Annotated in this window: 20 protein-coding genes; 6 read left to right on the top strand and 14 right to left on the bottom strand. The window is 72.5% G+C overall.

The window, feature by feature from the left end; all coding sequences use genetic code 11:
- Positions 1–70: 70 nt before the first annotated feature.
- The 8 genes from SNOUR_RS33315 to SNOUR_RS33280 form a co-directional block, all read right to left on the bottom strand.
- A complete protein-coding gene (locus SNOUR_RS33315; RefSeq protein ID WP_067354496.1) occupies positions 71–1,504 on the bottom strand; it encodes a nitrosuccinate lyase in 1,434 nt (477 codons plus the stop codon).
- The gene (locus SNOUR_RS33310; protein ID WP_067354494.1) at positions 1,501–3,507 is read right to left on the bottom strand and encodes an FAD/NAD(P)-binding protein; all 2,007 of its coding nucleotides are present in this window, start codon (positions 3,505–3,507) and stop codon (positions 1,501–1,503) included. The genes SNOUR_RS33315 and SNOUR_RS33310 overlap by 4 nt, the downstream gene beginning before the upstream one ends.
- A gap of 122 nt (positions 3,508–3,629) precedes the next feature.
- Positions 3,630–4,334 (bottom strand): ArsR/SmtB family transcription factor, encoded by a 705-nt coding sequence (locus tag SNOUR_RS33305; protein WP_067354491.1) that lies wholly within the window; start codon positions 4,332–4,334, stop codon positions 3,630–3,632.
- Between the two features lie 13 nt (positions 4,335–4,347).
- Entirely contained in the window at positions 4,348–4,791 is a 444-nt protein-coding gene (locus SNOUR_RS33300; RefSeq protein WP_159425952.1) for a RidA family protein, read from the bottom strand.
- Positions 4,788–5,996 carry a CapA family protein gene (locus SNOUR_RS33295; protein ID WP_067354489.1) on the bottom strand — a complete coding sequence of 403 codons (1,209 nt, stop codon included), beginning with the start codon at positions 5,994–5,996 and terminating at the stop codon, positions 4,788–4,790. The genes SNOUR_RS33300 and SNOUR_RS33295 overlap by 4 nt, the downstream gene beginning before the upstream one ends.
- A gap of 183 nt (positions 5,997–6,179) precedes the next feature.
- Positions 6,180–7,367: a class I SAM-dependent methyltransferase gene (locus SNOUR_RS33290; RefSeq protein ID WP_067354486.1), complete on the bottom strand. Its 1,188-nt coding sequence runs from the start codon at positions 7,365–7,367 to the stop codon at positions 6,180–6,182.
- A gap of 153 nt (positions 7,368–7,520) precedes the next feature.
- Positions 7,521–8,495, bottom strand: coding sequence for a methionyl-tRNA formyltransferase (locus tag SNOUR_RS33285; RefSeq protein ID WP_067354484.1), 975 nt, complete (start codon positions 8,493–8,495; stop codon positions 7,521–7,523).
- Entirely contained in the window at positions 8,492–9,367 is an 876-nt protein-coding gene (locus SNOUR_RS33280) for a ThiF family adenylyltransferase (protein ID WP_039638302.1), read from the bottom strand. The genes SNOUR_RS33285 and SNOUR_RS33280 overlap by 4 nt, the downstream gene beginning before the upstream one ends.
- Before the next feature lie 305 nt (positions 9,368–9,672).
- Here SNOUR_RS33280 and SNOUR_RS33275 point away from each other — a divergent pair, with 305 nt between their 5' ends.
- Positions 9,673–10,395 carry an ArsR/SmtB family transcription factor gene (locus SNOUR_RS33275; RefSeq protein ID WP_067358988.1) on the top strand — a complete coding sequence of 241 codons (723 nt, stop codon included), beginning with the start codon at positions 9,673–9,675 and terminating at the stop codon, positions 10,393–10,395.
- A 104-nt stretch (positions 10,396–10,499) separates the two neighbouring features.
- Here SNOUR_RS33275 and SNOUR_RS33270 read toward each other — a convergent pair whose 3' ends face one another.
- The 5 genes from SNOUR_RS33270 to SNOUR_RS33250 form a co-directional block, all read right to left on the bottom strand.
- Complete coding sequence (locus SNOUR_RS33270) at positions 10,500–11,480, bottom strand: aldo/keto reductase (RefSeq protein WP_067354481.1); 981 nt, start codon at positions 11,478–11,480, stop codon at positions 10,500–10,502.
- A 124-nt stretch (positions 11,481–11,604) separates the two neighbouring features.
- Positions 11,605–12,159, bottom strand: a complete 555-nt coding sequence (locus tag SNOUR_RS33265; RefSeq protein WP_159425951.1) for a RidA family protein — start codon at positions 12,157–12,159, stop codon at positions 11,605–11,607.
- A 48-nt stretch (positions 12,160–12,207) separates the two neighbouring features.
- On the bottom strand, positions 12,208–13,827 hold the full coding sequence (locus tag SNOUR_RS33260; protein ID WP_159425950.1) for a long-chain-fatty-acid--CoA ligase: 1,620 nt from the start codon (positions 13,825–13,827) through the stop codon (positions 12,208–12,210).
- A gap of 285 nt (positions 13,828–14,112) precedes the next feature.
- Positions 14,113–15,324, bottom strand: coding sequence for an erythromycin esterase family protein (locus SNOUR_RS33255; RefSeq protein WP_079143613.1), 1,212 nt, complete (start codon positions 15,322–15,324; stop codon positions 14,113–14,115).
- Positions 15,325–15,587: 263 nt separating this feature from the next.
- Positions 15,588–16,415, bottom strand: coding sequence for a helix-turn-helix transcriptional regulator (locus SNOUR_RS33250; RefSeq protein WP_067354479.1), 828 nt, complete (start codon positions 16,413–16,415; stop codon positions 15,588–15,590).
- Positions 16,416–16,571: 156 nt separating this feature from the next.
- Between SNOUR_RS33250 and SNOUR_RS33245 the strand changes: the two genes are divergently transcribed.
- A complete protein-coding gene (locus tag SNOUR_RS33245; protein WP_067354476.1) occupies positions 16,572–17,405 on the top strand; it encodes an SDR family oxidoreductase in 834 nt (277 codons plus the stop codon).
- Positions 17,406–17,993: 588 nt separating this feature from the next.
- Complete coding sequence (locus SNOUR_RS33240; protein ID WP_312636155.1) at positions 17,994–20,135, top strand: prolyl oligopeptidase family serine peptidase; 2,142 nt, start codon at positions 17,994–17,996, stop codon at positions 20,133–20,135.
- Between the two features lie 115 nt (positions 20,136–20,250).
- On the opposite strand, the gene SNOUR_RS33235 is transcribed toward SNOUR_RS33240, so the two are convergent.
- Complete coding sequence (locus SNOUR_RS33235; protein ID WP_067354474.1) at positions 20,251–20,895, bottom strand: cysteine hydrolase family protein; 645 nt, start codon at positions 20,893–20,895, stop codon at positions 20,251–20,253.
- A 182-nt stretch (positions 20,896–21,077) separates the two neighbouring features.
- On the opposite strand from SNOUR_RS33235, the gene SNOUR_RS33230 reads away from it, so the two are divergent.
- The 3 genes from SNOUR_RS33230 (at position 21,078) to SNOUR_RS33220 (ending at position 24,713) form a co-directional block, all read left to right on the top strand.
- Positions 21,078–21,596: a pyridoxamine 5'-phosphate oxidase family protein gene (locus tag SNOUR_RS33230; protein ID WP_079143011.1), complete on the top strand. Its 519-nt coding sequence runs from the start codon at positions 21,078–21,080 to the stop codon at positions 21,594–21,596.
- Positions 21,597–21,799: 203 nt separating this feature from the next.
- Complete coding sequence (locus SNOUR_RS33225; protein WP_067354472.1) at positions 21,800–23,308, top strand: acyl-CoA synthetase; 1,509 nt, start codon at positions 21,800–21,802, stop codon at positions 23,306–23,308.
- Positions 23,301–24,713, top strand: a complete 1,413-nt coding sequence (locus tag SNOUR_RS33220; protein ID WP_067354470.1) for a carboxyl transferase domain-containing protein — start codon at positions 23,301–23,303, stop codon at positions 24,711–24,713. The genes SNOUR_RS33225 and SNOUR_RS33220 overlap by 8 nt, the downstream gene beginning before the upstream one ends.
- The last annotated feature ends 93 nt before the right edge of the window (positions 24,714–24,806 follow it).

Raw genomic sequence — 24,806 nt, 5'->3', positions numbered from 1 at the left:
CGCGGTACCCCTTGCCTGTGCGGATGCGGTCGTGACGGGACGTGGATCCGAGGTGCGGGAACGCGATCCGTCAGCGCGGGCGTACCGCGCGGCGGTAGTGCGCCAGCGCCCGGTCGACGAGTGCGCCGGCGGCACCGGTGTAGCGTCCGGGGTCGAGCAGTTCGGCGAGCGTGGCCTCGTCGAAGCGGCCGGCCAGTTCGGGGAGTTCCGGCAGGACGGCGCCGAGCGGCCGGCCGGTGCGGACCGCCTCGGCGGCGGCCCGGCTCATCAGCGACTTCGCGGCGACCTTGCCGACCACGGGGGCCAGCACCGCGGCGAGCCGCTCCGTGATCAGCAGGCTGCCGGTCAGCGCCAGATTGCGCTCCATCTGCCGGGGGTGCGCGGTCAGCCCTTCGGCCAGCTCCACGGCGGTGTGCGCGGCGCCGCCGGCCAGCCGCAGGCACTCCCGCATCGGCTGCCACTCGGCGTGCCAGACACCGGCCGGCCGCTCGTCCTCGGCGAGCATCGCCTGGGCCAACACCAGGGAGAGGGCCGGCACTTGCAGGGCGGCCGAGCGGACGAGGGTGGCCAGGGCGGGGTTCCGCTTGTGCGGCATCGCCGACGAGACGCCCCGGCCGGCCGCCGCCGGCTCGGCGACCTCGGCGATCTCGGTGCGCGAGAGCGTCTGGACGTCCACGGCGAACTTGCCGAGCGCCCCGGTGACCTCGGCGAGCGCCGCCCCGAGCCGGGCCAGCGGGCCGCGCGCGGTGTGCCAGGGCAACACCGGTTCGGCGAGGCCCAGTTCGGCGGCGAAGGCGGCGATCAGCTGGTCGGCGTAGCCCGGCACGTCGGGGCCCGCGGCGATCCGGGCGTACTCCACATAGCCGGCCAACGTGCCGGCCGCGCCGCCGAGTTGGGCCGGCAGCCGGTCACGCAGGGTGCGCAGCTGCGTCCCCGCCTCCTGGACGGCCTGAAGCCAGCCGGCGGCCTTCAGTCCGAAGGTGACCGGCACCGCGTGCAGCGCCAGGGTGCGGCCCGGCATGGGGGTGTCCCGGTACCGCGCGGCGAGTTCGGCCAGCGCCGCCGTGACCCGGTCCAGATCGGCCAGGAGCAGGCCGGTGGTCCGGTGGGCGACCAGGATGGCGGCGGTGTCCATGATGTCCTGGCTCGTGGAACCGCGGTGGACGTACTCGGCCGCGGCCGGATCGGTCGCGGCGACCGCGGACGTCAGTTCCTCGACGAGTGCCACCACCGGGTTGGCGGCGCCGCGGCCGCGCCGGGCCAGCGCGACGAGGTCGAGCCGGTCGGCCCGGGCGGTCCGGGTGATGGTCGCGGCGGCCTCCTCGGGCACGACGCCCAGGTGGGCCTGGGCCCGGACCAGGGCCGCCTCGGCGTCCAACAGCGCCTGGAGCCAGGCCCCGTCGGAGGTGGCCGCCTCCGCGGGGGCGCCCGCGCGCACCGGCGAGAGCAGCCCGGAGTCCGGGGTGGGGTCGAAGTCCGGGGAGGAGGAGTTCGGTGATCTCATACCGTCGCCTTCGTGCTCTCGGATGCGGTGGCGGTCGCCTTCGCGACCAGGGCGAGGGCGGCCCGGGCGACGGCGTCGGCGTCGCTGAGCGTCACCGAATTGACGCCCGGACGGATGCCGGCGGCGGTCACCCAGTGGACCGCTTCCGTCGGCACGCCGAAGGCGAAGCGCCGCGGGTGGGGGCGGCCCGCCGCGTCGACCAGGCGGTAGAGGCGTTCGGTCACCTCCAGTCCGCCGGTCTGGTACACGGTGCCGTCGGGGTCGGGTATCCCGTACGCCCGGCACCCGCCGTCGGCCAGGAGGCGGCCGAGCAGCGGATCGGCGGTCCGGCGCAGGTCGGTGTCGGGCAGCCGGGCGTCGACGAGGACCGAGGTCCGCACCTCGGATCCGGGGACGGCACCCGCGCGCAGGGCGAAGGTCCCGGCCGCGGCGTCGGCGTGCGCGGTCACGTCGGGGCCCAGGACCTCCAGCACGCCCGCGTCGATCAGTGCCACGGCCTCCTCGATCCGCCGTACGGGCGGGCCGATGGACAGGAAGGCGTTCAGCGGCGTGTACCACCCGTCGAGGTGCCGGTGGTGGGAGTGGCCGGTGAGGCCGCGGTGGTCCACGACCAGCCGCACCTCGTTGCGCAGGTCGCGCAGGACGTCCAGGGCGGCCTTCAGCGGTCCGCTGACGTTGCCGGCCCGGGCCTCGGCGATGTCGTGGCGGAGGTGGTCCAGCAGCCAGGCACGGAAGTCGTCGGGGCCGGTGAACGTCCGGTCGCCGTAGGGGCGGGCGATCCGCTCCCAGTCCCAGTGGCGGTCCCGGGGGAAGCCGAAGGTGTCCAGGACGCGGGTCTCCGCCGGGGTGTTCCAGGGCGCGGCGAGATAGCGTCGACGGAAGGTCTCCGCGGCCCGTACGCCCTGTTCGGCCGCGAGGAAGGTGGCGTAGTAGACGGTCTCCACCTCCTTCGCCACCAACGGCCACACGTCGCGGCGGAAGTCGACGCCCGCCCCGCCGGCCGCCCGTGCGCGCAGGTCGTCGATCACCTCGGGCGTGAGCACCAGGGGCGCGTGCCGCCCGTACGGGCCCTTCTCGTTCTCGCCGCGGGAGTGGAAGGGGACGCCGCGGCGGGAGCCGGCGTACAGCCGCGGCTCGTCGCCGGACGGCAGATAGCGCAGCGAGCCGTCGTCCCGGCGCGCGAAGCGGCCGCCGCGGCCCACGGTGAACAGGGCCATGTAGTCGAAGAAGTTGAGGCCCAGGCCGAGCAGGCCGACGCGTTCCCCGGGCCGCACCCGGGCGAGGTCCGCGTCCGCCGGGTTGGCCGGCGGGAAGTACACCAGGTCGCGCTCGGCCGCGAAGCGGGTCAGCGCTCTCTCGCGCGTCGTGGCGCGGGTGGGCAGGTGGCCCTGCGCGAGGATCACGGCGTGCAGGTCGCCGAGCCGGGTGCCGTCCTCCAGGTGCACGGTCTGGAGGCGGCGGCAGCCGTGCTCGGCGTCCCGGGACGGCGTGGGGGCCGTGGCGGGGTGGGCGCCGTCGTCGAGGGCGACGGCCCGCGACCGGTGGGTGTGGACGCGGACGTGGTCCGGCGCGGTGTCGACGACGCGTCGGAAGACCCAGCGCAGGTAGTGCCCGTAGAAGGCGCGGGTGGGGTACGAGTCCGGCCCCAGGGCGGCGGCCTCGTCCAGGACGTCGGACGGGTACTGGTGCCCGTCGAAGGGCCCCATCAGGGTCAGGAACCGAGCCCATTCGTGCAGGCTCGGGCCGGGTAGAAGCGGACCTTCGAGGTCCACGCTGGCGTCGGTGAACATCGTCACCTGCGAGGCGACGGTGTTCATCAACAGGTGCCGCGACTGCGTGGTGCGCCAGACCTGACCCGCACCCGCCGGGTGGGGGTCCACGACGTGCACGGCGATCCGCCGGTGCGGCGCGACCTCCCGGGCGTTGGCGCAGATCCGCTCCAGCACCGAGAGTCCTCGTGGGCCCATGCCGATGATGCAGATGTCGAGTCGTGGGCTAGACATGGCATTCTCCAATGGGTTGCGTGCGCGGCGCGGACGGGGCCGCGCTCCGTCACCGGAAGACCGTCGGCCGCGCGCTGTGCTGCCCCCGCCGCACCCGGAACGTCCGGGGCGGCGGGGGTGGTTCACGGGAGGTGCAATCCGAACTCGCTCGACAGCCCCGCCACGCCCTCGGCGGTCACCACGACGGCGCGCTTGTGCTCGCGGGCCCTGGTGATCCAGCCCAGCGCGAACAGCTGGTCCGTCAGGGCCGTCGCCGCGCTGCCGGCCAGGTGGTGCCGGCGCTCGCTCCAGTCCACGCACCCCTTGATCAGGGGCTGCCCGTCGGACTCCAGGGCGTCGAGGGTCAGGCCGAGCGGCTTGCGCGCGTCCCAGCGTTCCGCGTCGATCTCGATGCCGTCCGCCGTCCGACGGACCAGCCCCCGCTCGCACAGTGCCTCCGCCAGTTCCACCCCGATGCGCCCGGCCAGATGCCGGTAGCAGGTGCGGGCGTTGCTGAGCGTCTTCAGCAGCCGCGCGGACCGCAGCGAGGTGGGCTGCCGGACCGGCGCGATGACGGCCAGGGCTTCCACCAGTTCGGCCACCTGGGGGGAGGAGATCCGGTAGTAGGCGTGCCGCCCCATCCGGTCGACGGTGAGCAGGCCGTGCTCCACCAGCCGGGAGAGGTGTTCGCTCGCCGTGGGTCGGGAGACGCCCGCGATCGTGGCGAGCTCCCCGGCGGGCATCACGAAGTCCCCCACCAGCGCGCTGACCATCGCGGCGCGGGTCGCGTTGCCCAGGAGTTCCGCGACCGTGGCGATGTCGGGGCGGGGCTGTGCGGGGTCCAACATGGTTCCTCCGTCGTCACGCCGCGGGGTGGGAGGGGGCGAGGGCGACGCACTGCACCTCGACCTGGAGGTTGGGCAGCGGCAGTCCGGACACGGCCACCGCGGTGCTCGACACCAGCGTGTCCCCCAGGATCTCCCGGCGGATCTCGAAGAAGCGGGGCGCGGTGCGCATGTCGGTCAGGTAGATGGTCATCGACACCAGGTGTTCGAAGCCGCCGCCCGCCGCGCTCAGCACCCGCCGGACGTTCTCCAGCGCCCGGTACGCCTGCTCGTCGAAGCTGTCGCTGACCGGCTGGTAGTCCTCGTCGATGCCCAACTGCCCGGAGATGTAGAGCAGTCCGCCGGCGGTCACCGCCTGGGCGTAGCCGAACCTGCGCGGGTCGCCGACGCCGGGCACGTCCACATGGCGCACGATGGCCTCGTCCGCCGTGGCCTTGGTTTCCTGTCGGTCGTTGGTCATGCCTGCTCCTCGAACTGCTCGGACTCGGATGCCGGAAGGGCCTGGATGCTGTCGGCCGGGAGGCCGGAGCCCTCCAGCGGCGGGGTGAAGCGGGTGGGCAGCTGCTCCTGGGTGCAGCATTCGGTGAGGTACGCGGTGACCCGCTGCCCGGCCTCGCTCCGCGGCGACACCGGAACCGGCTCGTTGCGGGTATCGATCACCGCCGGGCAGAAGCCCGCGGCGAGCACGCCGTGCGTGTCGAGGCGGACGACGGCCACGCCGGTCATCCGCGCGTCCGGGTGGAAGGGCAGCAGCGGGTACTCCTCCTGCGGCCGTATCCGGAACTCGCCGAAGCGGCGGCCCAGTTCGCGCTCGTCCTGCGGGCGAGCGGCGCTGAGGTAGCCGTCCTTGGCCAGCCGCTGCGGCAGGTTGGGCAGGTCGAAGACGTAGTGTCCGAGCCCGTAGAAGACCGGCTTGCCCTTGTAGAACTCGATGCCGCGGAGCATGTGGTGGTGGTGCCCGAGGACGACGTCCGCGCCGGCGTCGACGGCGAGCCGGGCCAGTCGGCGCTCGTTGTCGGTCAGCACGAACGGTCGGGTGAAGTCGCCCCAGTGGAAACTGATGACGACGATATCGGCCTGCGCGCGCACGGCCCGCACGTCACGGGTGAAGGCGGCCACGTCCTCCGGGAAGTTCTCCGTGGTGACGCGCGGGAGAAGTCCCGGATTCCATTCGTTGATCTCCCACGGCGTATAGCGGGTGTGGGCGCGCAACGGGGCGAGTCCGGGCACCCCGGCACGGGCCTCGTAACCGTGCGGGAAGACCGAGGAATAGGCGAGAAAGGCGATCCGCAGACCGTCGCGCTCGACGATGGCCGGGGTGCGCGCCTCGTCGATGGTGGCCCCGGCGCCGGCCGTGGCGATGCCCAGGCCGCGGAGCGTGTCCCGCGTGTTGAGCAGTGCCTGGTGGCCGCCGTCCACGCTGTGGTTGTTGGCCAGTGACATCACGTGGAAGCCGGCGTCGGCGAGCGGCTTGGCGTTCCGTCCGGGGGCGACGACGGGGGAACCGGAACTCGGCGCCCTCTCCCAGGTGTCGCTGAACACTCCTTCGCAATTGCCGAAGACGACATCACCGGTGTTCAGGAATCCGCCGGCTGTTTCGAATGCAGTCTCGGGATTCTCCCGGTCGATGAAGACATCGCCCACCGCGAATAAGGACACAGTCATGGTCACTCTTTCGGATGCTGGAGACGGGATGTGGAATGAGGCCACTCCGTACTGCTGAACAAGCCTAGTTCCCGGGCGGTTTGTCCCCGGCCGAACTGTCGTCGGGCGTGGCGGCCGGCCGTCGCCACACCCGACGACGGCGCGGATGTCCGTCCGACGGGTCAGGGTCGGAGGGGCCCTGGTTCAGTGGGCGCGGGTGTGCCGGCCGGCGTGGCCGACGAGGAGCAGCCGGTGCATGGGCGCCTCCAGGACGGCCACCCGCTCCAGTCCCGCCTCCGCGAGCCACTGGTCGTAGGTGCTCAACGCATAGGCGTCGCCGCCGCCGGTGGCGAGCATGGAGGCGGCGAACAGCAGCGCGAAGCGGTCCTGTGCCGTGGTCGGGCGTGCCTCGTCCACCACGATCTGGTCCGCGATGCAGATCAGGCCGTCGGGGGCCAGGACGTCGGCGGCGCTGCGCATCAGCTTCTGCACGGAGTCGTCGGTCTGCAGATGGAAGATGTTGGCGAACAGGATCAGATCGACGATCTCGCCCCAGCCGTGCTGCCAGAAGTCCCGGACGGTGCCGGTGAAGCGCGCGCCGACGCCGATCTTCTCCGCCTGTCGGGTGGCGAGGGGGATGATGCGCGGGGCGTCGATGCCCTCCGCCGTCCAGGACGGGAAGCGTTCGAGCAGCAGTTGGCTGTAGAGACCGGTGCCGCAGCCGACGTCGAGCACCGAGACCGCCTGGTCCTTCTTCCAGCCGGATTCGGCGAGGAAGGACGACAGCACGTCCACGATCGGGGGCGCCCAGAAGTTGATGCCGAAGGTCAGGTCCTCGTAGTTGGTCTCCGAGATCTGGTTGGTGCGGTCGTTGCCGGACCGGTCGCGGGTGCCGTGCCGGACGGCGTCGCCGAGGTTGCGCCAGGCGGCCCAGGCGACGTGCCGGTCGTGGGCCATCTTCCCCACCAGGCTGAAGGTGCCGCCCGGGAGCAGGGCGTGCCGGAACTCCTCGGGGAGGACGTAGCGGCTCTCGCCGTCGTCGTCGGAGCGCTCCAGCACGCCGTAGGCGACGAGACCGCCCAGCAGGACGCGGGTGGCCCGCTGGTCGGTGGCGAGGTCGGTGGCGAGCTCCGCCACGGTCCCCGGGCCCTTCGCCAGCCTGGCGAAGACGCCGAGGTCGTGGGCGGTTTCGATGATCGCCGGCGCCCACAGGCTGATGAGGTGCTCGTAGAGCTGGTGTGCCGCGCGGATGGTCTTGCGCTCGCCGGTGGTGGTGGACAGGTAGTTGTAGTCGACCAGTTCCCTGACACCGTTGTCGGGGCGTGCCGGGCCGCCGCCGGCGCGGGTGCGGCTCTGGGTTGTGGTGGCCAGGTTGACGGATTGCTCAACCATGAGGGGAGTTCCTCTCGTTGCCGGCCGGCGGGAGGGCGCCCGGCGCGGCCGGCGGTGACGGTGAAGGCGGGCTGGGGAACAGCCGCCGGGTCGGGAAGCAGGGTCGTCGGACCGCGGTGTCGGCCGCGGTCCGACGACCCGGTGACGGCGGCGTCAGGCGTGGGTGCGGGCCTGGAAGCGGGTGTCGAACCGCGTGGTGCCGTCGGGGACGCCGGCGAGCCGTTCCGCGCCGTGGACGTCGAGGGACCACAGTCGGAGCCAACCGTCGGCGCTCGCCGCGTAGAGGGCGCCGGACTCGATGCGCAGTGCCCCCGGGGCGTCGGGGGCGGGGAACTTCCGGCCCACGTCCTCCGCCGTCAGGACGGTGAGTTGCTCTCCGCGATCGGTCCGCACATAGGCGCCGGGACTGCGGTATCCCGCCCGGACCGTCCGCAGGATCGTTTCGCTCGACCGGCCGAAGTCCAGCCAGTAGTCGCGGTCGCCCGGCTTGCTGAAGTAGCTGCGCAGCGCCGGGTCCTGGGGCGAGGTGGGGTAGTCGCGTGCGATCAGCCGCGGCAGGAGCTGCCGCAGCAGCGCCACGTTGGCGATGGTGTGCGACTCCCGGACCTCCAGGGCCGTCTCGTTGCCGGCCAGCCGGATGCGCTTCTGCATGACGATCGGCCCGCCGTCGATCTGCGGTGTCATCTCGATCGCGGTGACCCCGCTGTCGAGTTCGCCCTCCCTGACCGTCCAGAAGAAGGGCGCCCAGCCGGCATAGCGCGGCAGGGGGCTGGGGTGGAAGTTGATCGAGGTGACGGCCGGTACGGCCAGCAGGTCGGGCTTGAGGATCTGCTGGTAGTTGCCGGTCAGGAAGTAGTCCGGTGCCAGCGCGGCCAGTTCGCGGATCAGCCCGGGGTCGTTGACCTTGGTCGGGCGGAAGAGCGGAACGCCGCGTTCGCCGGCCTGCTTTTCGAGGTCGACCTGGTCCTCTTCCCCGAGGAAGTAGGGGCACAGCTTTCCGGGCGGGCTGGTGACCACGCCGACCAGTCGGACCAGCGGATGCTCCGCGAGGATCGACAGGAACGGCGCCCCCAGCTTCGAGTTGACTTCGGAGAAGAGTACGACCCGGATCGGGTGTAACTCGCTCACTCAGTCCACCACTTCCCGGGGACCATCTTGGCCGTCCAGCTCAGGGAATCGAAGATGGCGTAGCCGGGCTGGACGGGGAGCGGCTCCAGTCCCGGGATTTCCAGGATCTCCAGGGCGAGTCGCTCGGTGAGGATGCCTTCCGCCATCGGCGGGCAGGCGCCGAAGATGGGCATGCGCTTCATGTCGACGAACCAGTGGTCGATCATCTCGCGACCGGGGTACGACGGCATCACCGCGATGGCCCGCTCGACGAGTTTCTTGATGACGTCGGGGGTGAACTCGGCGTCCTCGGGGATGTCGTACACCTCCTCGATGGTCATCGAGTCCTTGGTGTACTTGTACACGATGACGGTGTGCCCCACCGTCGGTATCTTGAGCATGAATTTGCACCGGTCGGACTTGCGGAACGCGCGGTGCAGGGCGTAGCGATTCTTGACCTGATAGAACTCCATCTGGTCCATGACGTAGTCGCAGCCGTCCATGAATTCCTCGGCCGACTCCGGAGTGATGCCTTCCGGGAACACGTCGATGTTCACGTCCCGGGTCAGGTCGTAGGCCAGTTCCGCGACGACCTCCGCCTTGTTGCGGCCGAGGTGTTCGACGTCCGCCCCGATCTGCCGCTGTACGTTGGAGAGCTCGAAGATGTCGGGGTCGGCGAGCTTGAGGTTGCGCACGCCCATGCGGACGAGCCGCAGTGCCACCGCGCCACCGATTCCGCCGGTGCCGACGATTCCGACGACGGAGTCGCGGAGCTTCTCCTGGCGGGCCCGCTGTTCTTCCGGGGTGTCGCCGAGCCAGCCGAGATTCCGGTCGACGCGCTCCCAGTAGAATTTGTCGTCGTAGGTGCCGCGGTAGGTAGTCCTGTCAGCCATTGCGTGGACCCTCTCGTGAATGAGCGGACAACTTGGCGTACCAGGCGCGACAAGAGGGATCAACGTTTTTCGATTTCCCCCGTGACGCCTGTTCGAAAACTACCTGAGGAACAGTTAGGAAGCCGCCTAAGTGTGCGTAGCATCGGGCGTTCGTGATGCCTAGGCGGAATATGCCACTCCGATGCAACACCGAATCTTTGATTCCGCCCGAATTCATAGATAATAAAGTGTGGTTCCGGTCAGCGTGGCCGGAAAGCGTGGTTCGGTCCCCTTCTTCGGGTCGCCCCCCGATTATGGTGATCGACATGCCACGAACACCTGAGATCGGGCCAGATATCGCCACCGTCGCCCAGCTGTTGGGTGATCGGACGCGCGCATTGATGGTCAGCGAGTTGGCGACGGGCGAGCCGCTGTCCGCCAGTTCACTGGCGGCGCTGGTCAGCATTTCCCGGCCCACCGCGAGCGAGCACCTGGCCAAGCTGGTCGACGGCGGGGTGCTGCACGTGGAACGGGTCGGACGGCACGCCTACTACCGGCTCGCGAACGACGATGTCGCGGTGGCGCTCAAGGCGCTGGCCTCGGTGGCCCCGGACCTGACGGCTCCGGCCGCCCCGCCGACCCGCGCCCGGGGCGTCCTCAGCACGGCGCGGACCTGCTACGACCACCTCGGCGGGCGGTTGGGGGTGGAGCTCACCGACGTCCTGCAGGCGCGGGGGCTGATCCAGCGGCGCGCCCAGCAGTGGGAGGTCGCGACCGATGCCTGGGACGCCTGGCGGCCGTTGGGGATCGCCTGTGCGCCGCTGAAGGACTCCCGGCGGCCGATCGTGCGCGGCTGCGCGGACTGGAGCGGGCCCCGGCACCACATCGCCGGCGGGTTGGCCGCGGCGGTGACCGAGCGGCTGTTCAGCCTGGGGTGGTTGACGCGCGTCTCCGCCGGCGACCGCGTCGTCACCGCCACGGAGGCCGGTCTGGTGGGGTTACGGCAGACCTTCGGACTGTCGCTGAGTGGCCTCGGGCCCGACCGATGAACACCGCCATCGGTCGGGCCCGAGGTCATTCAGCGCACGCGGCACACGACATCGCCCGGGGGCCGGCGCGGCCTCCCGGGCGATGCTGCGCTCCTCGCGCGCGCTCAGGCGTCGATGGTGCGCATGATGCCCTCCGGGTAGCGCTCGCCGGCCACCGCGTCGCCGGGCATCAGGGCGTCCAGGTCGGCGACTTGATCCTTCGTCAGTTCCACCTCGGCGGCCGCCGCGTTCTCCTCGACGTAGCGCACCCGCTTGGTGCCGGGGATGGGGACGATGTGCTCGTCCTTGGCCAGCAGCCAGGCGAGCGCAATCTGGCCGGGAGTCGCCCCCGCCTCGTCGGCGAAGGACTGGATGCGTTCGACCAGGGCGAGGTTGTGGGTGAGGTTCTCGCCCTGGAACCGGGGGTCGGTGTGCCGGTAGTCGTCCTCGGACAGCGCGGCCAGGTCGCGGACGGTGCCGGTGAGCATCCCGCGCCCCAGCGGTGAGAAGGCCGCCACCCCGATGCCCAACTCCCGGCACGCCGGGAGGACATCGGGCTCGGCGTGCCGTGCGAACAGCGAGTACTCGCTCTCCAGGGCCGCGAGCGGGTAGGTCGCATGGGCCCTCCGCAGGGTGTCCTCGCTGACCTCGGAGAGGCCGATGTGCCGGACCTTCCCCTCGGTCACCAGTTCCGCCATCCCGCCGATGATCTCCTCGATGGGCAGCGAACGGTCCCTGCGGTGCAGGTAGTAGAGGTCGATCACGTCCACCCCCAGCCGGCGCAGCGACGCCTCGCACGCCTGCTTGGCGTAGGCCGGGCTGGAGTCCAGCTCGAAGCTGCGGTCCTGGGACCACCCCCTGATGCCGAACTTGGTGGCGATCACCACCTCGTCCCGACGGCCCGTGATGGCCTCTCCGATCAACTCCTCGTTGTGGCCCCGGCCGTACATGTCCGAGCTGTCGAGGAACGTCATACCGAGGTCGAGGGACCGCCGGAGCGCGGCGATCGACTCACCGCGGTCGGCCGGGCCGTAGTTCTGCGACATGCCCATGCAGCCGAGGCCGATGGCGGAGACCTCCAGGCCCCCCAGCATGCGAGTCTTCATCGTGGTGCCCTCCCGTGATGTGCCCGGACGAGGCCGTCGAGGGCCCCTGCCCGGGCAGCGTTGCGATGGCCTGTGAACGGAGGTGCGGCCCGCGCGCGGTGCGCCGTCGAACGGCGCGCGGCCCTCACTCGGGGTGCAGTTCGAGTTCCGCCGCGATCTCGACCGGCACGTCCCACGGCAGCGCGATCGTGCCGACCGCCACGCGGGCGTGGTAGCCGATCTCCGCACCGAACACGTCGAGCAGGAGCTGTGAGGCGGGGTTGAAGACGGCGGGGAAGTCGATGAATCCCGGCACCGAGTTGGCCATGCAGTGCAGTCGGCAGAACGCCCGCACCCGGCCCAGGTCCCCCACCGTCTGCTCGACGCTGGCGAGCACGGACAGGACCGTGCGCACCGCGGCGTCCTGCGCGCACCGGAGGCCGACGGTGTCGCCGATCGTGCCGTAGGGCCCGGTGAGCCGGCCGTCCTCGGCGATCGGCACATGCCCCGACACGAAGACCCGGGTGCCGACGACCCGCACCAGCCGGGCCGGGATCCGCAGTTTCGGGCTGGTCGGGATGCGCCACGGCACCGGCAGCGCCAGTTCCCTGCGCGCCAGCCGTTCGGCCACCTCACGGCTCGTGACCCGCTCGGCCGCCGTCACCTGCGCCGCTTCGCCGGTCGTTACGCTCTGCCCCACGATCTGTGTCCTCCTCCATGCCAACGGATGCCCGTGCGACGGCGGTTGTCAGGCCCGGCTCTCGGCGTAGCGTGCCCTCAGGGTCTTCTTGTCGGTCTTGCCGATGCTGGTCTTCGGCAGCTCGGCCACCAGCTCGATGGTGTCCGGCACCCACGACGGGGCGAGGCGGGCGGCCAGGAACTCCCGCAGCTGCTCCCCCGTCACCGTCGCGTCCTCCTGGGGGCGCAGCACCACACAGGCCAGCGGGCGCTCGCCCGCCGTGGCATCGGGGACCGCGACGACGGCGGCCTCGACGACGGCCTGGTGGCCGAGGAGTTCCTCCTCCACCTTGAGCGAGGAGATCCATTCGCCGGCCGACTTCACCAGGTCCTTCATCCGGTCCACGATGCGCACATAGCCGAGTTCGTCGATGACGGCGACGTCGCCGGTGCGCAGCCAGCCGTCCATGAACTTGTCGGGCCGGGAACCCTCCCGGGCGTACTCGCGGGCCACCCAGGGGCCGCGCACCTGCAACTCCCCCATCGCCCGCCCGTCCCAGGGCTGCTCCGCCCCCGCGTCGTCGGCGATCCGCATCTCGACCAGCGGCAGCGGGCGCCCCTGGGAGGTGGCGTAGTACCCGCGGGTCTCCTCGGACGCGTTGCCGCCCACGTCGGCGGGGAGCTTGCTGAAGCTGCCGTGCCCGCTGGTCTCCGTCATGCCGAAGACCTGGACGATCGGGAATCCCACCTCCACCTCGAACGCCCGGGAGACCGGGCGGGCCACCGGCGAACCGCCGCACACCATGCGGCGCAGCGAGGACAGGTCCGGGCGCCGGTCCCGCCAGTGCGCCAGCAGCCCGGGCAGCGCCGCGCCGAACCCGACGGCGACGGTGGGGCGTTCCTTCTCCACCAACTCGCAGACCCCGGCCGGGCTCAGGTCACGGCCCGGCAGGACCAGCGCGGAGCCGTGCAGGGCGGCGGCGAAGGGCAGCCCGACCTGGCTCAGCGCCAGCGGGACCAGGGCCAGCAGGGTCTCGGAGGAGCCGAGGCCCTCCGCGTCGGCCAGGCCGGTGCAGAAGCTCTGCAGGACGGTGCTGCGGTGGCTGTAGACCACGCCCTTGGGGAGCCCGGTCGTGCCGGTGGTGTAGCTGGTGTGGGCCGGGGCGCTCTCCGCCACGGACGGCCAGGCCGCCATGGGCTCGGCCGCGGCCAGCAGCGCCTCGTACTCCAGCGCGTCGCCGTCCTGCGCGGCGTCGTCGGTGTCGGGCAGCACGACGAGGCGCCGGGCCCGGCTCAGGTGCGGCTCGACCCGGCGCCAGTCGGCCAGCAGGCTGCGGTCGCAGAGCACGATCGCGTCGTCCGCGTGGTCCACGATGTAGGCCACCTGCTCGGCGGCGAGGTTGATGTTGACCGTGTGCAGCACGGCGCCCATCGACGGGACGGCGAGATACGCCTCCAGATGCCGGTGGGTGCTCCCGGCGAAGGTCGCCACCCGGTCGCCCGGCTGAATGCCGAGGTCGCGCAGCGCCCCCGCCAACCGCCGTGCCCGGTGCACCACTTCGCCCCAGGTCGAGCGGTGCAACCCCGTCCCGACCCGGCTGATCACCGGCCGGGCGGCGAAGAGTTTCTCGGCCCGAGGGGTGATCAACGCCGGAATCGTGAGGGGGAACTCCGACACTGCGTCCTGCATCCGACTACCTTTCATCCGGTGTTCCGCGGATCGGCCGGGCCAGCGTCATCGACGATTGCACTGGCCACGAGAAGACGCGCTGCGCTGCGGGCCGACAGGCTCGGGGACCGGACCGACATGCGCACCGGTCGCCCTGATCCAAGTATTCGGAATTACCGTTTGGGAGGGGCCGAAGTGTCGTCGCCGGGGTTGCGCGGGGGCCTGCCGCGGCCTGGGCCCTGTCGTCGAATTCCCGTCTGCCGCGCGGCCGCCCGCCGGGCGACGACGGGAATGTGACGACAGGACCTACGACAACCACCGCACCGGGGACGCCCGGCGGATGTGGACGAGAACGTCGAAGGCGTCGGCGAGGGATGCCACCGCGAGGTGTTCGGCGGCGTCCCGGGACGGGTCGTAGACGCCGCTGATGACGCGCAGCCTCGCCGGTCCGTCCCAGCGGCGGCGCACGGCGGCGGGGCGCAGGTCCAGCCGGTGGGCGGGCAGGTCCACCGCGCCGAGCCGCGCGTCGAGCAGGTCGTCGGCCGGCTCCGGGACGACGGCGACGCCGAGGTCGCCGTGGTGGAAACCGATCGCGACGGACGCGTACCGCGCGCCGTACCGCGCACGCAGCAGGCTGCCGACGCTCGGCTGCGGCCCCTTCTCGGGAGCCAGGCCCAGGGTGCCCTCGGTGGCCGAGGTGTGCCCGATGCCGTCCCAGTAGACGGTGCGCAGGCCGGTCCGGCGCTGCTGGTCGCCGAGGACGTCGGCCCCCGCCGCGGCGTCGCCCGCGTAGCTGCCGCGCCCGGCGACGCTGCGCTCGTGGAAGTCCACGATCCGGCGCATCCGCGCGGCGACGTCCTCGTCACGGTGGGCACCGGGCAGGGACCGGATCAGCGCGAGCGCGTCGCGGGCGTGGTCGGCGAACGGCCGTCCCGGATGGGTGCCCCGGGCGCGCTGCACGTGTTCGTCGGTGTGGTGGGCGGTCCGGATCGGCTCCAGATGGGAGGTCAGCTCCGACAGCAGCTCCGGGGCGGACGCCCGGACGTGGGCCAGGACGACGTCGTAGTCCTGGGGCAGCGCCTGCGCCGGCCGGACGCCGAAGATCCGTACGGGGTCGTGCGGATGCTCCTGGTTGAACGCCCGGATCCACTCCAGGGCCGCGACCATCTCGGCGGTGCGCCACGGTCGCCAGGCGTCGTCCAGGGCAGCCGCCGCCGACCCCTGGCCGGTCCCCACGTACCGGTCGAGGCGGTCGGCGACCGCGACGGTGTCCTGGAGAGCCAGCGCCCGGAACCCGTGGTGCCGGACCAGTCGGCGGAAGAGCCGGTCCCGGGCGTCGAAGGTCTCGCGGGAGAAGCGGGTGGACTCGCCGAGGCCGACGATCGTCGCGTCCGCGAGGCTCGCGGCGAGGTCGTCGAGCACGGCGTCGGTCAGCGGAGCGATGTCGTCGGGCGCGGGATCGTGCGGTCCTGCGGGCGAGGGGAGGGCGGGCCGGGGAACGGTGGTCTCGTGCGTCATGTCGCCCACCCTGCTTCCTCAAGTTCGCTTGAGGTCAAGCGGCGGGTTCCGGCCGGCCCACGTACCGACCGACCAGTCCACCTCAAGGCGCCTCGGCGGCAGGGTCTTCCGGGGCAAGGGACATGTCCGATGCGGCCCGAGCTGCGGCGGGGCGGTCGTGCGGGTCGGGCCGAACAGCACCAGGGGCCCGACCACATGGGTCCCACTCGACACACCATGCCACGCCACACCACGCACCGCGCTCCCGCCCGGGAAGCGGGGTTTCAGCAGCCGCCCTGCTCCCCCACCCTCGCCCACAGGCCGCGCAGCGCCCGGTCCGTGCCGGTCCCCGGCGCCGCCGTGTACACCATGACGCGCTGATCGGAATCCGGAACGGCGAGCACCTCACAGCTGAGGTCCAGCGCACCCACGACGGGGTGGCCCATGCTCTTGGTGACGGTGCGGTGGACACCGACGTCATGGCGCTCCCACAGCTCGGCGAACTCAGCGCTCTCCCGGGAGAGTTCCGCCACGAGCCGCCGGACTCCCGGATCGTCGGGATACCGGCCGGATCCCCGGAGATCGGCGACGCAGCGGCGGCCCAGTCGCGCCCGGTCGCGCGGGCCGATCCCGGTGGCCGGGCCGGTGAACAGCCAGCGCAGGGTGTTCCGTTCGCGCGCCGGCAGCTCAGCGAGGTTCGCCACCAGGGCGTCCAGCATGCGGTTCCAGGCGAGGATGTCGTAACGGGAGTTGAGCACCATGGCCGGCACGGCGTCGAGCTGATCGAGCAGGCGCCGCGCACTGGCGTCGGTGGTCCGCGACATCGGCACCGGCACGGCGGCCTCGCCGGCCAGCCCCAGCAGGTAGTTGCGTTCGCCGTCGGAGAGGTGCAGCGCCCGTGCCAGGGCGATCACGACCTGCCGGGAGGGCCGGAGCCTGCGCCCCTGTTCCAGCCGGGTGTAGTAGTCCAGCGAAACCCCGGCGCGCTCGGCGACCTCCGCACGGCGCAGCCCCCGCGTCTGCCGCCGCCCAGCGCCGTCCAACCCCACGTCCACCGGCCGGACGCGCGCACGACGGGTACGGAGGAATCCGGCCAGCTCTGCCGCGTTCATTCCCCCAGAATGCCGGATCACGGCGCCCACCGACCAACCCGGCCGCCCGTGTGCGGCCCCGTCCCCACGCCGCCGGGTAGGACTCCCCATCCCCTCCCGTACACCGCACCGCCCCGAAAGACTGCTGCCGTACCGACCAACGCGAAAGGGGTAGTTGTGACGATTCTGGTGACGGGTGGGCGCGGGCACGTGGCACGGTCGGTGGTCGACGGTCTGCTGGCGGCCGGGGCGCGGGTCCGGGTGGCCAGCCGCAGTCCGGAGCGGGTGGTGCCCGCCGGGGTGGAGACGGTCCGGGCCGACCTGGCCGACCCCCGCTCCCTGCCGACCGCCCTGGAGGGGGTGCGCAAGGTGTTCCTGTATGCGGACGCGCACGGCGTCGACGGGTTCGTCGCGGCTGCCGAGGCGGCCGCTTCCCCACACGTCGTGCTGCTGTCCGCCCTGGGGGTGGAGACGGGCGATCCGACGCGCGACCCGATCGTGCGGATGCACCGCGCGGCCGAGGAGGCCCTGCGCCGGTCCCGGCTCACCTGGACGTTCCTGCGCCCCGGTGCCTTCGCGACCAACACCTTGCAGTGGGCGCCCGGCATCCGCGCGTCGGGGACGGTACGTGCGCCCTACCCACAGGCGCATGCCGCCTCCGTCCACGAGGACGACATCGCCGACGTCGCCGTCCTCGCCCTCGCCCGGGACGGCCATCAGGGCCTGACCCATCCGCTGACCGGCCCGGCGTCGGTGACCCAGCAGGAGCAGATCGACTGCCTCGCCGCGGCCACCGGCCGGAAGATCCTGCTGGCCGAGATCGGCACCGAGGAGTACCACGCGACGCTCCGCCAGTGGGGCGACGAGGAGAAGGTCGACACCCTGCTCACCCACCTTGCCGAGGCCGACAACCGGCCGGCGGTGGTCAGCTCCACGTACCGGGACCTGACGGGTGGGCCCGGCCGCAGCTACGCACAATGGGCCCTCGACCACGCCGCCGACTTCCGCTGACGACCGGTCGACGCAACGGCCGCCGCTCCCTTGCGGCATCCCTCGTTCCACCTCTTCCATTCGGCCTCTGCCGTTCGGCTTCTCCTATTCGGCTGCGGCAGCACCCGCCGTCCGGGTATGATCCACTGGCTCCGATCGACCGTCGCGACAGTGCCTGCCCGATCACCTCAGGTGGCCGTCGTCTCCGCGCAGAAGCCCGGCCGGACGACAATGCGCCACGGACGCCACGGATGTTCCTGACACCCGGCTCAACCGCCGTGTGCGCACGGCGAATTCCCCGGCCGAGCAGCCGACCACGCACACTCACGCGCCCATCCGGCGACGCGTCCCCTGCGGCATGCTCCAGCTCCGCATGCCCTGCACCCTGCACACCACGCGCAGCGCTCCCGTTATGCGCATGCCGACTCATCACCCCCTATGGAGAACAACACCGTGAAACGTCAGACGAACGACACCACGAACACCCCCGCCGCCAATACCGACGCCGACACCGACGCCGACACCGACGCCGACACCGACACGGGTACCGACACCAACGCCGCGCTCTTCCCGGAGCAGTTCGCCCGTACCCGACGCTTCTCTCTCGGTGTGCCCAGGCAGTTCACCGTCTCCCCCGATGGGCGGCGGGTGCTCTTCGTGCGTACCGGGTCGGGCAGCGATCCCGTTGGGCGACTGTGGCAGCACGAGGCAGGTGAGGAGCGGCTGTTGGCCGATCCTGTGGTCCTGATGGGCGGGGATTCCGAAGACGTCCCCGAGGAGGAGCGACTGCGGCGCGAGCGGGCGCGCGAACGTTCCACCGGTGTGGTCGGCTACGCCACCGACGGCGCGGCGCGGCTGGCGGCGTTCGCACTGTCCGGCGCGCTGTGGGTGGTGCCCACGGACGGCGGTGGGGCGTTCGCCGTGCCGACGGCCGGGCCGGTGGTCGATCCACGGCCGTCGCCGGACGGGCGGCACATCGCGTATGTGAGCGGGCACTCGCTGCACGTCGTCGGGCTGGACGGCGACGACCGGCAAGTGGCGCGGGCGGAGGGGCCGGACATCTCCTACGGGCTCGCCGAGTATGTCGCCGAGGAGTCGATGGGCCGCTCGCGCGGCTACTGGTGGGCGCCGGACGGCCGCCGCCTCCTGGTGGCGCGGGTCGACACCGCCCCGGTGGCGCGGCGGTACCTCAGCGACCCGGCGGACCCGACCCGGCCGCCGCAGGTGATCCGCTATCCGTCGGCGGGCACCGCCAACGCTGAGGTGACGCTGCACCTGCTCACCCTGGACGGCGACCGCACGGAGGTCTCCTGGGACCGCGCGGCGTACGAGTACGTCGTCGATGCGGGCTGGGACGCGCATGGCCCGTTCGTGGCCGTGCAGAGCCGGGACCAGCGGGTGGTGCGCACCCTGGCGGTCGATCCGATGACCGGCGCCACCGAGGTGCGGCACGAGCGGACCGATCCCGCCTGGGTGGAGTTGGTGCCCGGTACCCCGGCCCGGACGGCCTCCGGCGCCCTGGTGCTCCCGGAGGACGCGGGCGGCACCCGCTGGCTGACCGTGGGCGGGCGGCGGGTCACGCCCGAGGGGCTGCAGTTGCGCGAGGTGCTGGGCGTCGAGGGCGAGCGGGTGCTGTTCGCGGCGAGCGACGACCCGACAGAGACCCATGTGTGGCGCCATGAACCCGGCGTCGGGTGCCGCCGGTTGAGCCGGGACCCGGGTGTCTGGACCGGCGCCGGGCGCGGCGGGACGACCGTCCTGGCGGGCCTGACGCCGCGGGGACACGAGGTGTGTGTCCTGCGGGACGAGGCCGAACCGGCCGCGCCTGCGCCCGCCCAGCAGCCCGCACAGCAGCCGTCAGGACAGTCGTCGCAAGAGCCGCGCTCCGCCCAGCCTGCAGCGCCGTCTTCACCGCGGGCCTCCGTGGCCCTCACCTCGCTCGCCGAGGAGCCGATGGTCACGCCGCGGCCGCTCCACCTCACCCTCGGGGAACGGGAGTTGCGTGCGGTCCTGTACTTCCCGTCCTGGCACCGGCCGGGCACCAGGAAGCTTCCGGTCCTGCTCGACCCGTACGGCGGGCCGGCGCTCCAGCTCGCCATACGGGCGCGGGGGTGGACCAGTTGCGTGTCCCAGTGGTTCGCCGAACAGGGTTTCGCGGTCCTGGTGGTGGATGGACGGGGCACTCCGGGACGGGGGCCCGTCTGGGAGAAGGCGGTGCACGGCGACCAGTTGGGTCCGGCGCTGGAGGACCAGGTGGACGCGGTGCGTGCCGCCGGGGAGCGCTTCGGCGACCTGGATCTCGGGAGGGTGGCGATCCGCGGCTGGTCGTTCGGCGGGTTCCTGGCCGCCGCGGCCGTCCTGCACCGCCCGGATGTCTTCCACGCGGCGGTCGCCGGCGCCCCGCCCACCGATCAGCGGCTGTACGACACCCACTGGAAGGAGCGGTTCCTGGGCCACCCCGATACGCACCCGGAGAACTACGCGCGTTCCTCCCTGACCGGCGACGGCCATCTGTTGCGCCGCCCGCTGATGCTCGTCCACGGGTTGGCGGACGACAACGTCGCCGTCGCGCACACCCTGCGCTTCTCGGCCGAACTGCTGGCGGCGGGCCGCCCGCACACGGTGCTGCCGCTGCCGGGGGCCACCCACCTGCCGGCCGACGACGCGGTCAACGCCAATCTGCTGCGCGCCCAACGCGACTTCCTCAAGGGCGCGCTGCCCGCCCCCGGGGAGGCCGCCACCGGGACGTGACGCCCGGGGTGCGCCGGGACACCGAGGCATCGGGCGTCGAGGCTTCGGGGCTTCGGGGCGTCGGGGCGGCAGTCGCGCCGGGTCGGTGCTCGCCCCGGGGTCGGTGGACGCCGGGTCAGCGGGCGCGCTTCGGGCGCTGCCAGTTGGTGAGGACGGCCTCGGTGGTCGTCACGGTGGCCACCAGGGCGAGGGTGTTGCGGATCATCGCGGGGGTGTAGTCGGCGGGCACCCCCGCGATGGCGTCGGCCGGGACCACCACCGTGTAACCGAGGTTGACCGCGTCGAACACGGCATTCGGGATCGCCACGTTGGCCGAAACCCCGGTGACGACGAGCGTGCGGCAGCCGAAGTTGCGCAGCAGCGCGTCCACATCGGTGCCGGCGAGCGGGGAGAGTCCGTGCAGTCTGCGCACCACCAGGTCGTCCTCCGACACCGGTATGGGGTCGGCGACGCGCACCGCGGTGGACCCGATGACCTGCCGCACCGGCAGCCGCTCGGCCGCCCGGAAGAGCCGGGCGTTGCGGTTGGCGCCGCGACCGTCGGGACGCCGTTCGGCGATCGCGTGCAGCACCTGGACACCGGCGCCGTGGGCGGCCGCCACCAGCCGGGCGATGCGCACCAACGCCCCTGAGGTGCGGGCGACTTCGGCCAGTTCGGGCAGGGCGCTGTCGGGGCCGACCACGCCGCGCTGGCACTCGACGGTGAGCAGCACCGTCGTGGCCGGGTCCAACACCTCGGCGAGCCGGCTGTCCGAAGGCATCGGCGGTCCCCTCTGCACGTTCCGTCTGCGTTCCCCTCGGCGGGCGTCGCGCCGGTGTCCTCCCATACGGGCGGATGCCGGCGCGGCGGGCCGGGAGGCGCGAGCGTATCGACCATTGCGTCCGGCAGGAAGAGCCCCCATGATTTCTGACACTCCATCAGAATTAGTGAGGGGCGGCGAGGATGACCGAAACACCGCGCGCGCAGCACACCCCCCGCACGGACGGCGCACCCCGGTCGACCGCGACCCAGCGGCGGGGCCGCCGGATCATGATGACCCCGGCCGAACTCGACGCCTTTCTGGCGTCCCAGCGGACCTGCCGGGTCGCCACGGTCGGCGGGTACGGCACGCCGCACCTGGGCGCACTGTGGTTCGTCTGGGACGGGACGGCGCTCTGGCTGTACTCGATCACCCGCAGCAAGCGGTGGGCGCAGCTGCGCAGGGACCCGCGGATCGCGGTGCTCGTGGACGACGGGCACGACTACGGCGAGCTGCGCGGCGCCGAACTGACCGGCCTCGCGGAGTTCGTCGGCGAGGCGCCGCGCACTGGAGAACCCTGCCCGGAACTGATCACTCCGGAAAGCCTGTTCACACGGAAGTACTTCGGGCTCGCGGAGATGCCGCACGACGGCCGACACGCCTGGCTGCGGCTGGCGCCCGAGTCGGTGGTGTCCTGGGACTTCCGCAAGATCCCGGGCTGACCGCCGCCCGTCGCACCGCGACCGGAGGCAAGCCGGCCACCACCGCACGAGCCGAGTTATCCACAGGCCGGCGGCCCGTCGATCACAAACTCCGCGGTCTCTGCGAGAGTGGATGCGTCAGCCCGTTCCGCGCGGCGGCGCGTGCGGGACGGGAACAGCTCCGGCCCACCGGCCGGGCAGCCGACGAGATCGAAGGAGACCCGGTGAACGTGCTCTTCCCCGCACTGCGCGACGGCTCGCCCGCCCCCGCGCTGCGTTTCGGCGACCGCGCACTCGACTACCGCCAACTGGCCGCGGTGGTCGGCCCGCTCGCCGAGCGGATCGGCGGGCTGGCCCCAGGCGGCGGTCCGGCCCGGATCGCGGTCTGGGCGACGCCGACGCTGGAGACGTCCGTGGGGGTCATCGCCGCGCTGCTCGCCGGCGTGGCCGCGGTGCCGGTGAACCCGAAGATCGGCGAGCGCGAGCTGACGCACATCGTGACGGACAGCGCCCCCGCCCTCGTCGTGGCCGAACCGGGCACCGTCCTCCCCGGCCCGCTGGCCGCCCTCCCCCGTCTCGACGTGGAGATCGCCGAGCCCGCCGCAGCGCCGGCGCCCCACCCGCTCCCGCTGGAGCCGGGCGACGAATCCCCGGCCCTGATCGTCTACACCTCCGGCACGACCGGCCCGCCCAAGGGCGTCGTCCTCCCCCGGCGGGCCCTCGCCCACACCCTCGACGCACTGGCGGACACCTGGCAGTGGACGGCCGACGACGTGCTGGTGCACGCCCTGCCGCTGTTCCACGTCCACGGCCTGATCCTGGGCATCCTGGGCCCGCTGCGCCGCGGCGGCAGCGTCCACCACCTGGGCCGCTTCAGCACCGAAGGCGTCGCCCGGGAGCTGTCCGCGGAAGGCACGATGCTCTTCGGCGTACCGACGATGTACCACCGGCTCGCCCTGGAGGCCGGCGAGAATCCGGCCCTCGCCAAGGCACTGGGCCGCGCCCGACTGCTGGTCTCCGGCTCCGCCGCACTGCCCCTGACCGACCACGAACGACTCACCGCGGCCACCGGCCGCCGGGTGATCGAGCGCTACGGCATGACCGAGACGCTGATGAACACCAGCGTGCGCGCGGACGGCCCCGACGCCACCGGCACGGTCGGCGTCCCCCTCCCCGGTGTCTATGTCCGCCTCGTCGACGACGCCGGCCAGGCCATCGAGACAAGCGACGGCGAGACGGTCGGCGAGATCCAGGTGCGGGGCCCCAACCTCTTCTCCGAGTACCTCAACCGCCCCGACGCCACCGCCGCAGCCTTCGACGGCGGCTGGTTCCGCACCGGCGACATGGCCGTGCGGGACGCCTCCGGGAATTACCGCATCGTCGGCCGCAAGGCCACCGATCTCATCAAGAGCGGCGGCTACAAGATCGGCGCCGGCGAGATCGAGAACGCGCTGCTGGCCCACCCCGGCGTCGCCGAGGCCGCGGTCACCGGCGAGCCCGACGAGGACCTCGGAGAGCGGATCGTCGCCTGGATCGTGCCCGCGACCTCCCCCGATCCCGACTCCCTCCCCTCCGCCCAGGAACTGGCCGACCATGTCGCCCAGCAGCTGGCCCCCCACAAGCGCCCCCGCGTCGTGCACTTCCTCGAAGCGCTGCCGCGCAACGACATGGGAAAGATCCTCAAGCGCGACCTCCGGGCTGCCAGGCCCACGGCGGGCGCCGGCAATGCATGAGCAACCGCCGCACGACGCGACCCCACCGCCCAGCCTCCGCCTGACGGCCCGTCAAGCCATCGCCGCCGTCACCGACTCCTACACCGAACTCCCCCCACCCCTCCCCACCGCCCCCACGACACCCGCTCCCCCCGACGGCCCCCTCAACTGGCACGGCTATGACGCCTCCCGGGAGCGCGCCCGCGCCCGGACCGGCGAGGACGAGTCGGTGCTCACCGCCCTCGCCTCGATCGGCGGCACCGACGCCGTGGTGCTCTCCTTCGAGTTCGGCTTCCTCGGCGGATCCCTCGGCGAACGCACCGGCGACCGGCTGGAAGCCGCCTATGCCGTGGCGCGCGATCGGCGCCTGCCCCTGGTGTCGCTGATCGCTACCGGCGGCAGCCGGATGCAGGAAGGCATGCGGGCCCTGTCACAACTCCAGCGTGTGGCCCGCCAGTCGGCGCTGAACCGCGCCGCGGGACTTCCGCAGATCGCGGTGGTCCGCGACCCGACCACCGGAGGCGGCTGGGCCACGCTGGGCGCCGGCGCCGATGTGATCCTCGCCCTCCCCAAGGCCCAGGTCGGCTTCGCCGGCTCGCGGGTACGACCACCGGACGCCGATCCCCATGCCTACTCCGCCGAGGGCCAGTTCGGCGCCGGCCAGGTCGACGCCGTGGTCCCCACCGACACCCTCCGCGCCACACTCCGACGCTGGCTCCACCTGCTCGCCGACGCACAAGGCCCCTCGGCCGAAGCGCCCTCGCCGGCCCCCGTCCCCGCCGCGCTGGGTACCACTGCTCTCCCCACCACCGGCTGGGACGCGGTGAGCCGCGCCCGCGACACCCGACGCCCCCGTGCCGAGGCATATCTACGGGCGTACTTCGACAGCTGGGAGGAGATCAGCGGCGACCGGTGCGGCGGACGCGACCCCGGCATACGCTGCGGATTCGGCCACCGCGACGGCCGCACCATCGCCTTCGCCGCCCAGTGCGGAACCGCCACCCGCCCGGCCGGTTTCCGCACCGCGACCCGACTGATACGACTCGCGGACCGGCTCGGCATCCCCGTCCTCACCCTCGTGGACACCCCGGGTGCCGCCAACGACGCGGACGCCGAACGCGCGGGGGCCGGCGCAGCCATCGCCGACACCTTCGCCGCGCTCGCCTCCGCCCGCGTCCCGGTCACCTCACTCCTCATCGGCGAAGGCGGATCCGGCGGCGCACTCGCCCTGGCCGCCCCGAACCGCCTGTGGGCCACCCCCGACAGCTACTTCTCCGTCATCGCCCCCGAACTGGCCGCCGCCATCCTCAAACGCGCCCCCGCCGAAGCCCAACACACCGCCGACCAACTCCACATCCGCCCACAGGACTTGCTCGACCTCGGCATCATCCAGTCCATCGCCACCTCGGAGCCCGGACCCGGGTGACGCCAAGCCCCCAGCCGTGAGCAAGCGGGCAACCCGCGGCGGGAGCCGATCCAGCACCTCCCAGAACGACCCGCTCCCACGACCTGGGAGGCT

This window comes from Streptomyces noursei ATCC 11455 (assembly GCF_001704275.1).
Classification (GTDB): Bacteria; Actinomycetota; Actinomycetes; order Streptomycetales; family Streptomycetaceae; genus Streptomyces; species Streptomyces noursei.
Note: the sequence above shows the minus strand (reverse complement) of the source record. Positions and strands in the feature narration are given on the sequence as shown.

Excerpts from the sequence above, each read along its gene's own strand:
- SNOUR_RS33315 (WP_067354496.1), bottom strand. The coding sequence starts at position 1,504 with ATGAGATCACCGAACTCCTCCTCCCCGGACTTCGACCCCACCCCGGAC.
- SNOUR_RS33310 (WP_067354494.1), bottom strand. The coding sequence starts at position 3,507 with ATGTCTAGCCCACGACTCGACATCTGCATCATCGGCATGGGCCCACGA.
- SNOUR_RS33305 (WP_067354491.1), bottom strand. The coding sequence starts at position 4,334 with ATGTTGGACCCCGCACAGCCCCGCCCCGACATCGCCACGGTCGCGGAA.
- SNOUR_RS33300 (WP_159425952.1), bottom strand. The coding sequence starts at position 4,791 with ATGACCAACGACCGACAGGAAACCAAGGCCACGGCGGACGAGGCCATC.
- SNOUR_RS33295 (WP_067354489.1), bottom strand. The coding sequence starts at position 5,996 with ATGACTGTGTCCTTATTCGCGGTGGGCGATGTCTTCATCGACCGGGAG.
- SNOUR_RS33290 (WP_067354486.1), bottom strand. The coding sequence starts at position 7,367 with ATGGTTGAGCAATCCGTCAACCTGGCCACCACAACCCAGAGCCGCACC.
- SNOUR_RS33280 (WP_039638302.1), bottom strand. The coding sequence starts at position 9,367 with ATGGCTGACAGGACTACCTACCGCGGCACCTACGACGACAAATTCTAC.
- SNOUR_RS33275 (WP_067358988.1), top strand. The coding sequence starts at position 9,673 with ATGCCACGAACACCTGAGATCGGGCCAGATATCGCCACCGTCGCCCAG.
- SNOUR_RS33270 (WP_067354481.1), bottom strand. The coding sequence starts at position 11,480 with ATGAAGACTCGCATGCTGGGGGGCCTGGAGGTCTCCGCCATCGGCCTC.
- SNOUR_RS33260 (WP_159425950.1), bottom strand. The coding sequence starts at position 13,827 with ATGCAGGACGCAGTGTCGGAGTTCCCCCTCACGATTCCGGCGTTGATC.
- SNOUR_RS33255 (WP_079143613.1), bottom strand. The coding sequence starts at position 15,324 with ATGACGCACGAGACCACCGTTCCCCGGCCCGCCCTCCCCTCGCCCGCA.
- SNOUR_RS33250 (WP_067354479.1), bottom strand. The coding sequence starts at position 16,415 with ATGAACGCGGCAGAGCTGGCCGGATTCCTCCGTACCCGTCGTGCGCGC.
- SNOUR_RS33235 (WP_067354474.1), bottom strand. The coding sequence starts at position 20,895 with ATGCCTTCGGACAGCCGGCTCGCCGAGGTGTTGGACCCGGCCACGACG.
- SNOUR_RS33230 (WP_079143011.1), top strand. The coding sequence starts at position 21,078 with ATGACCGAAACACCGCGCGCGCAGCACACCCCCCGCACGGACGGCGCA.
- SNOUR_RS33220 (WP_067354470.1), top strand. The coding sequence starts at position 23,301 with ATGCATGAGCAACCGCCGCACGACGCGACCCCACCGCCCAGCCTCCGC.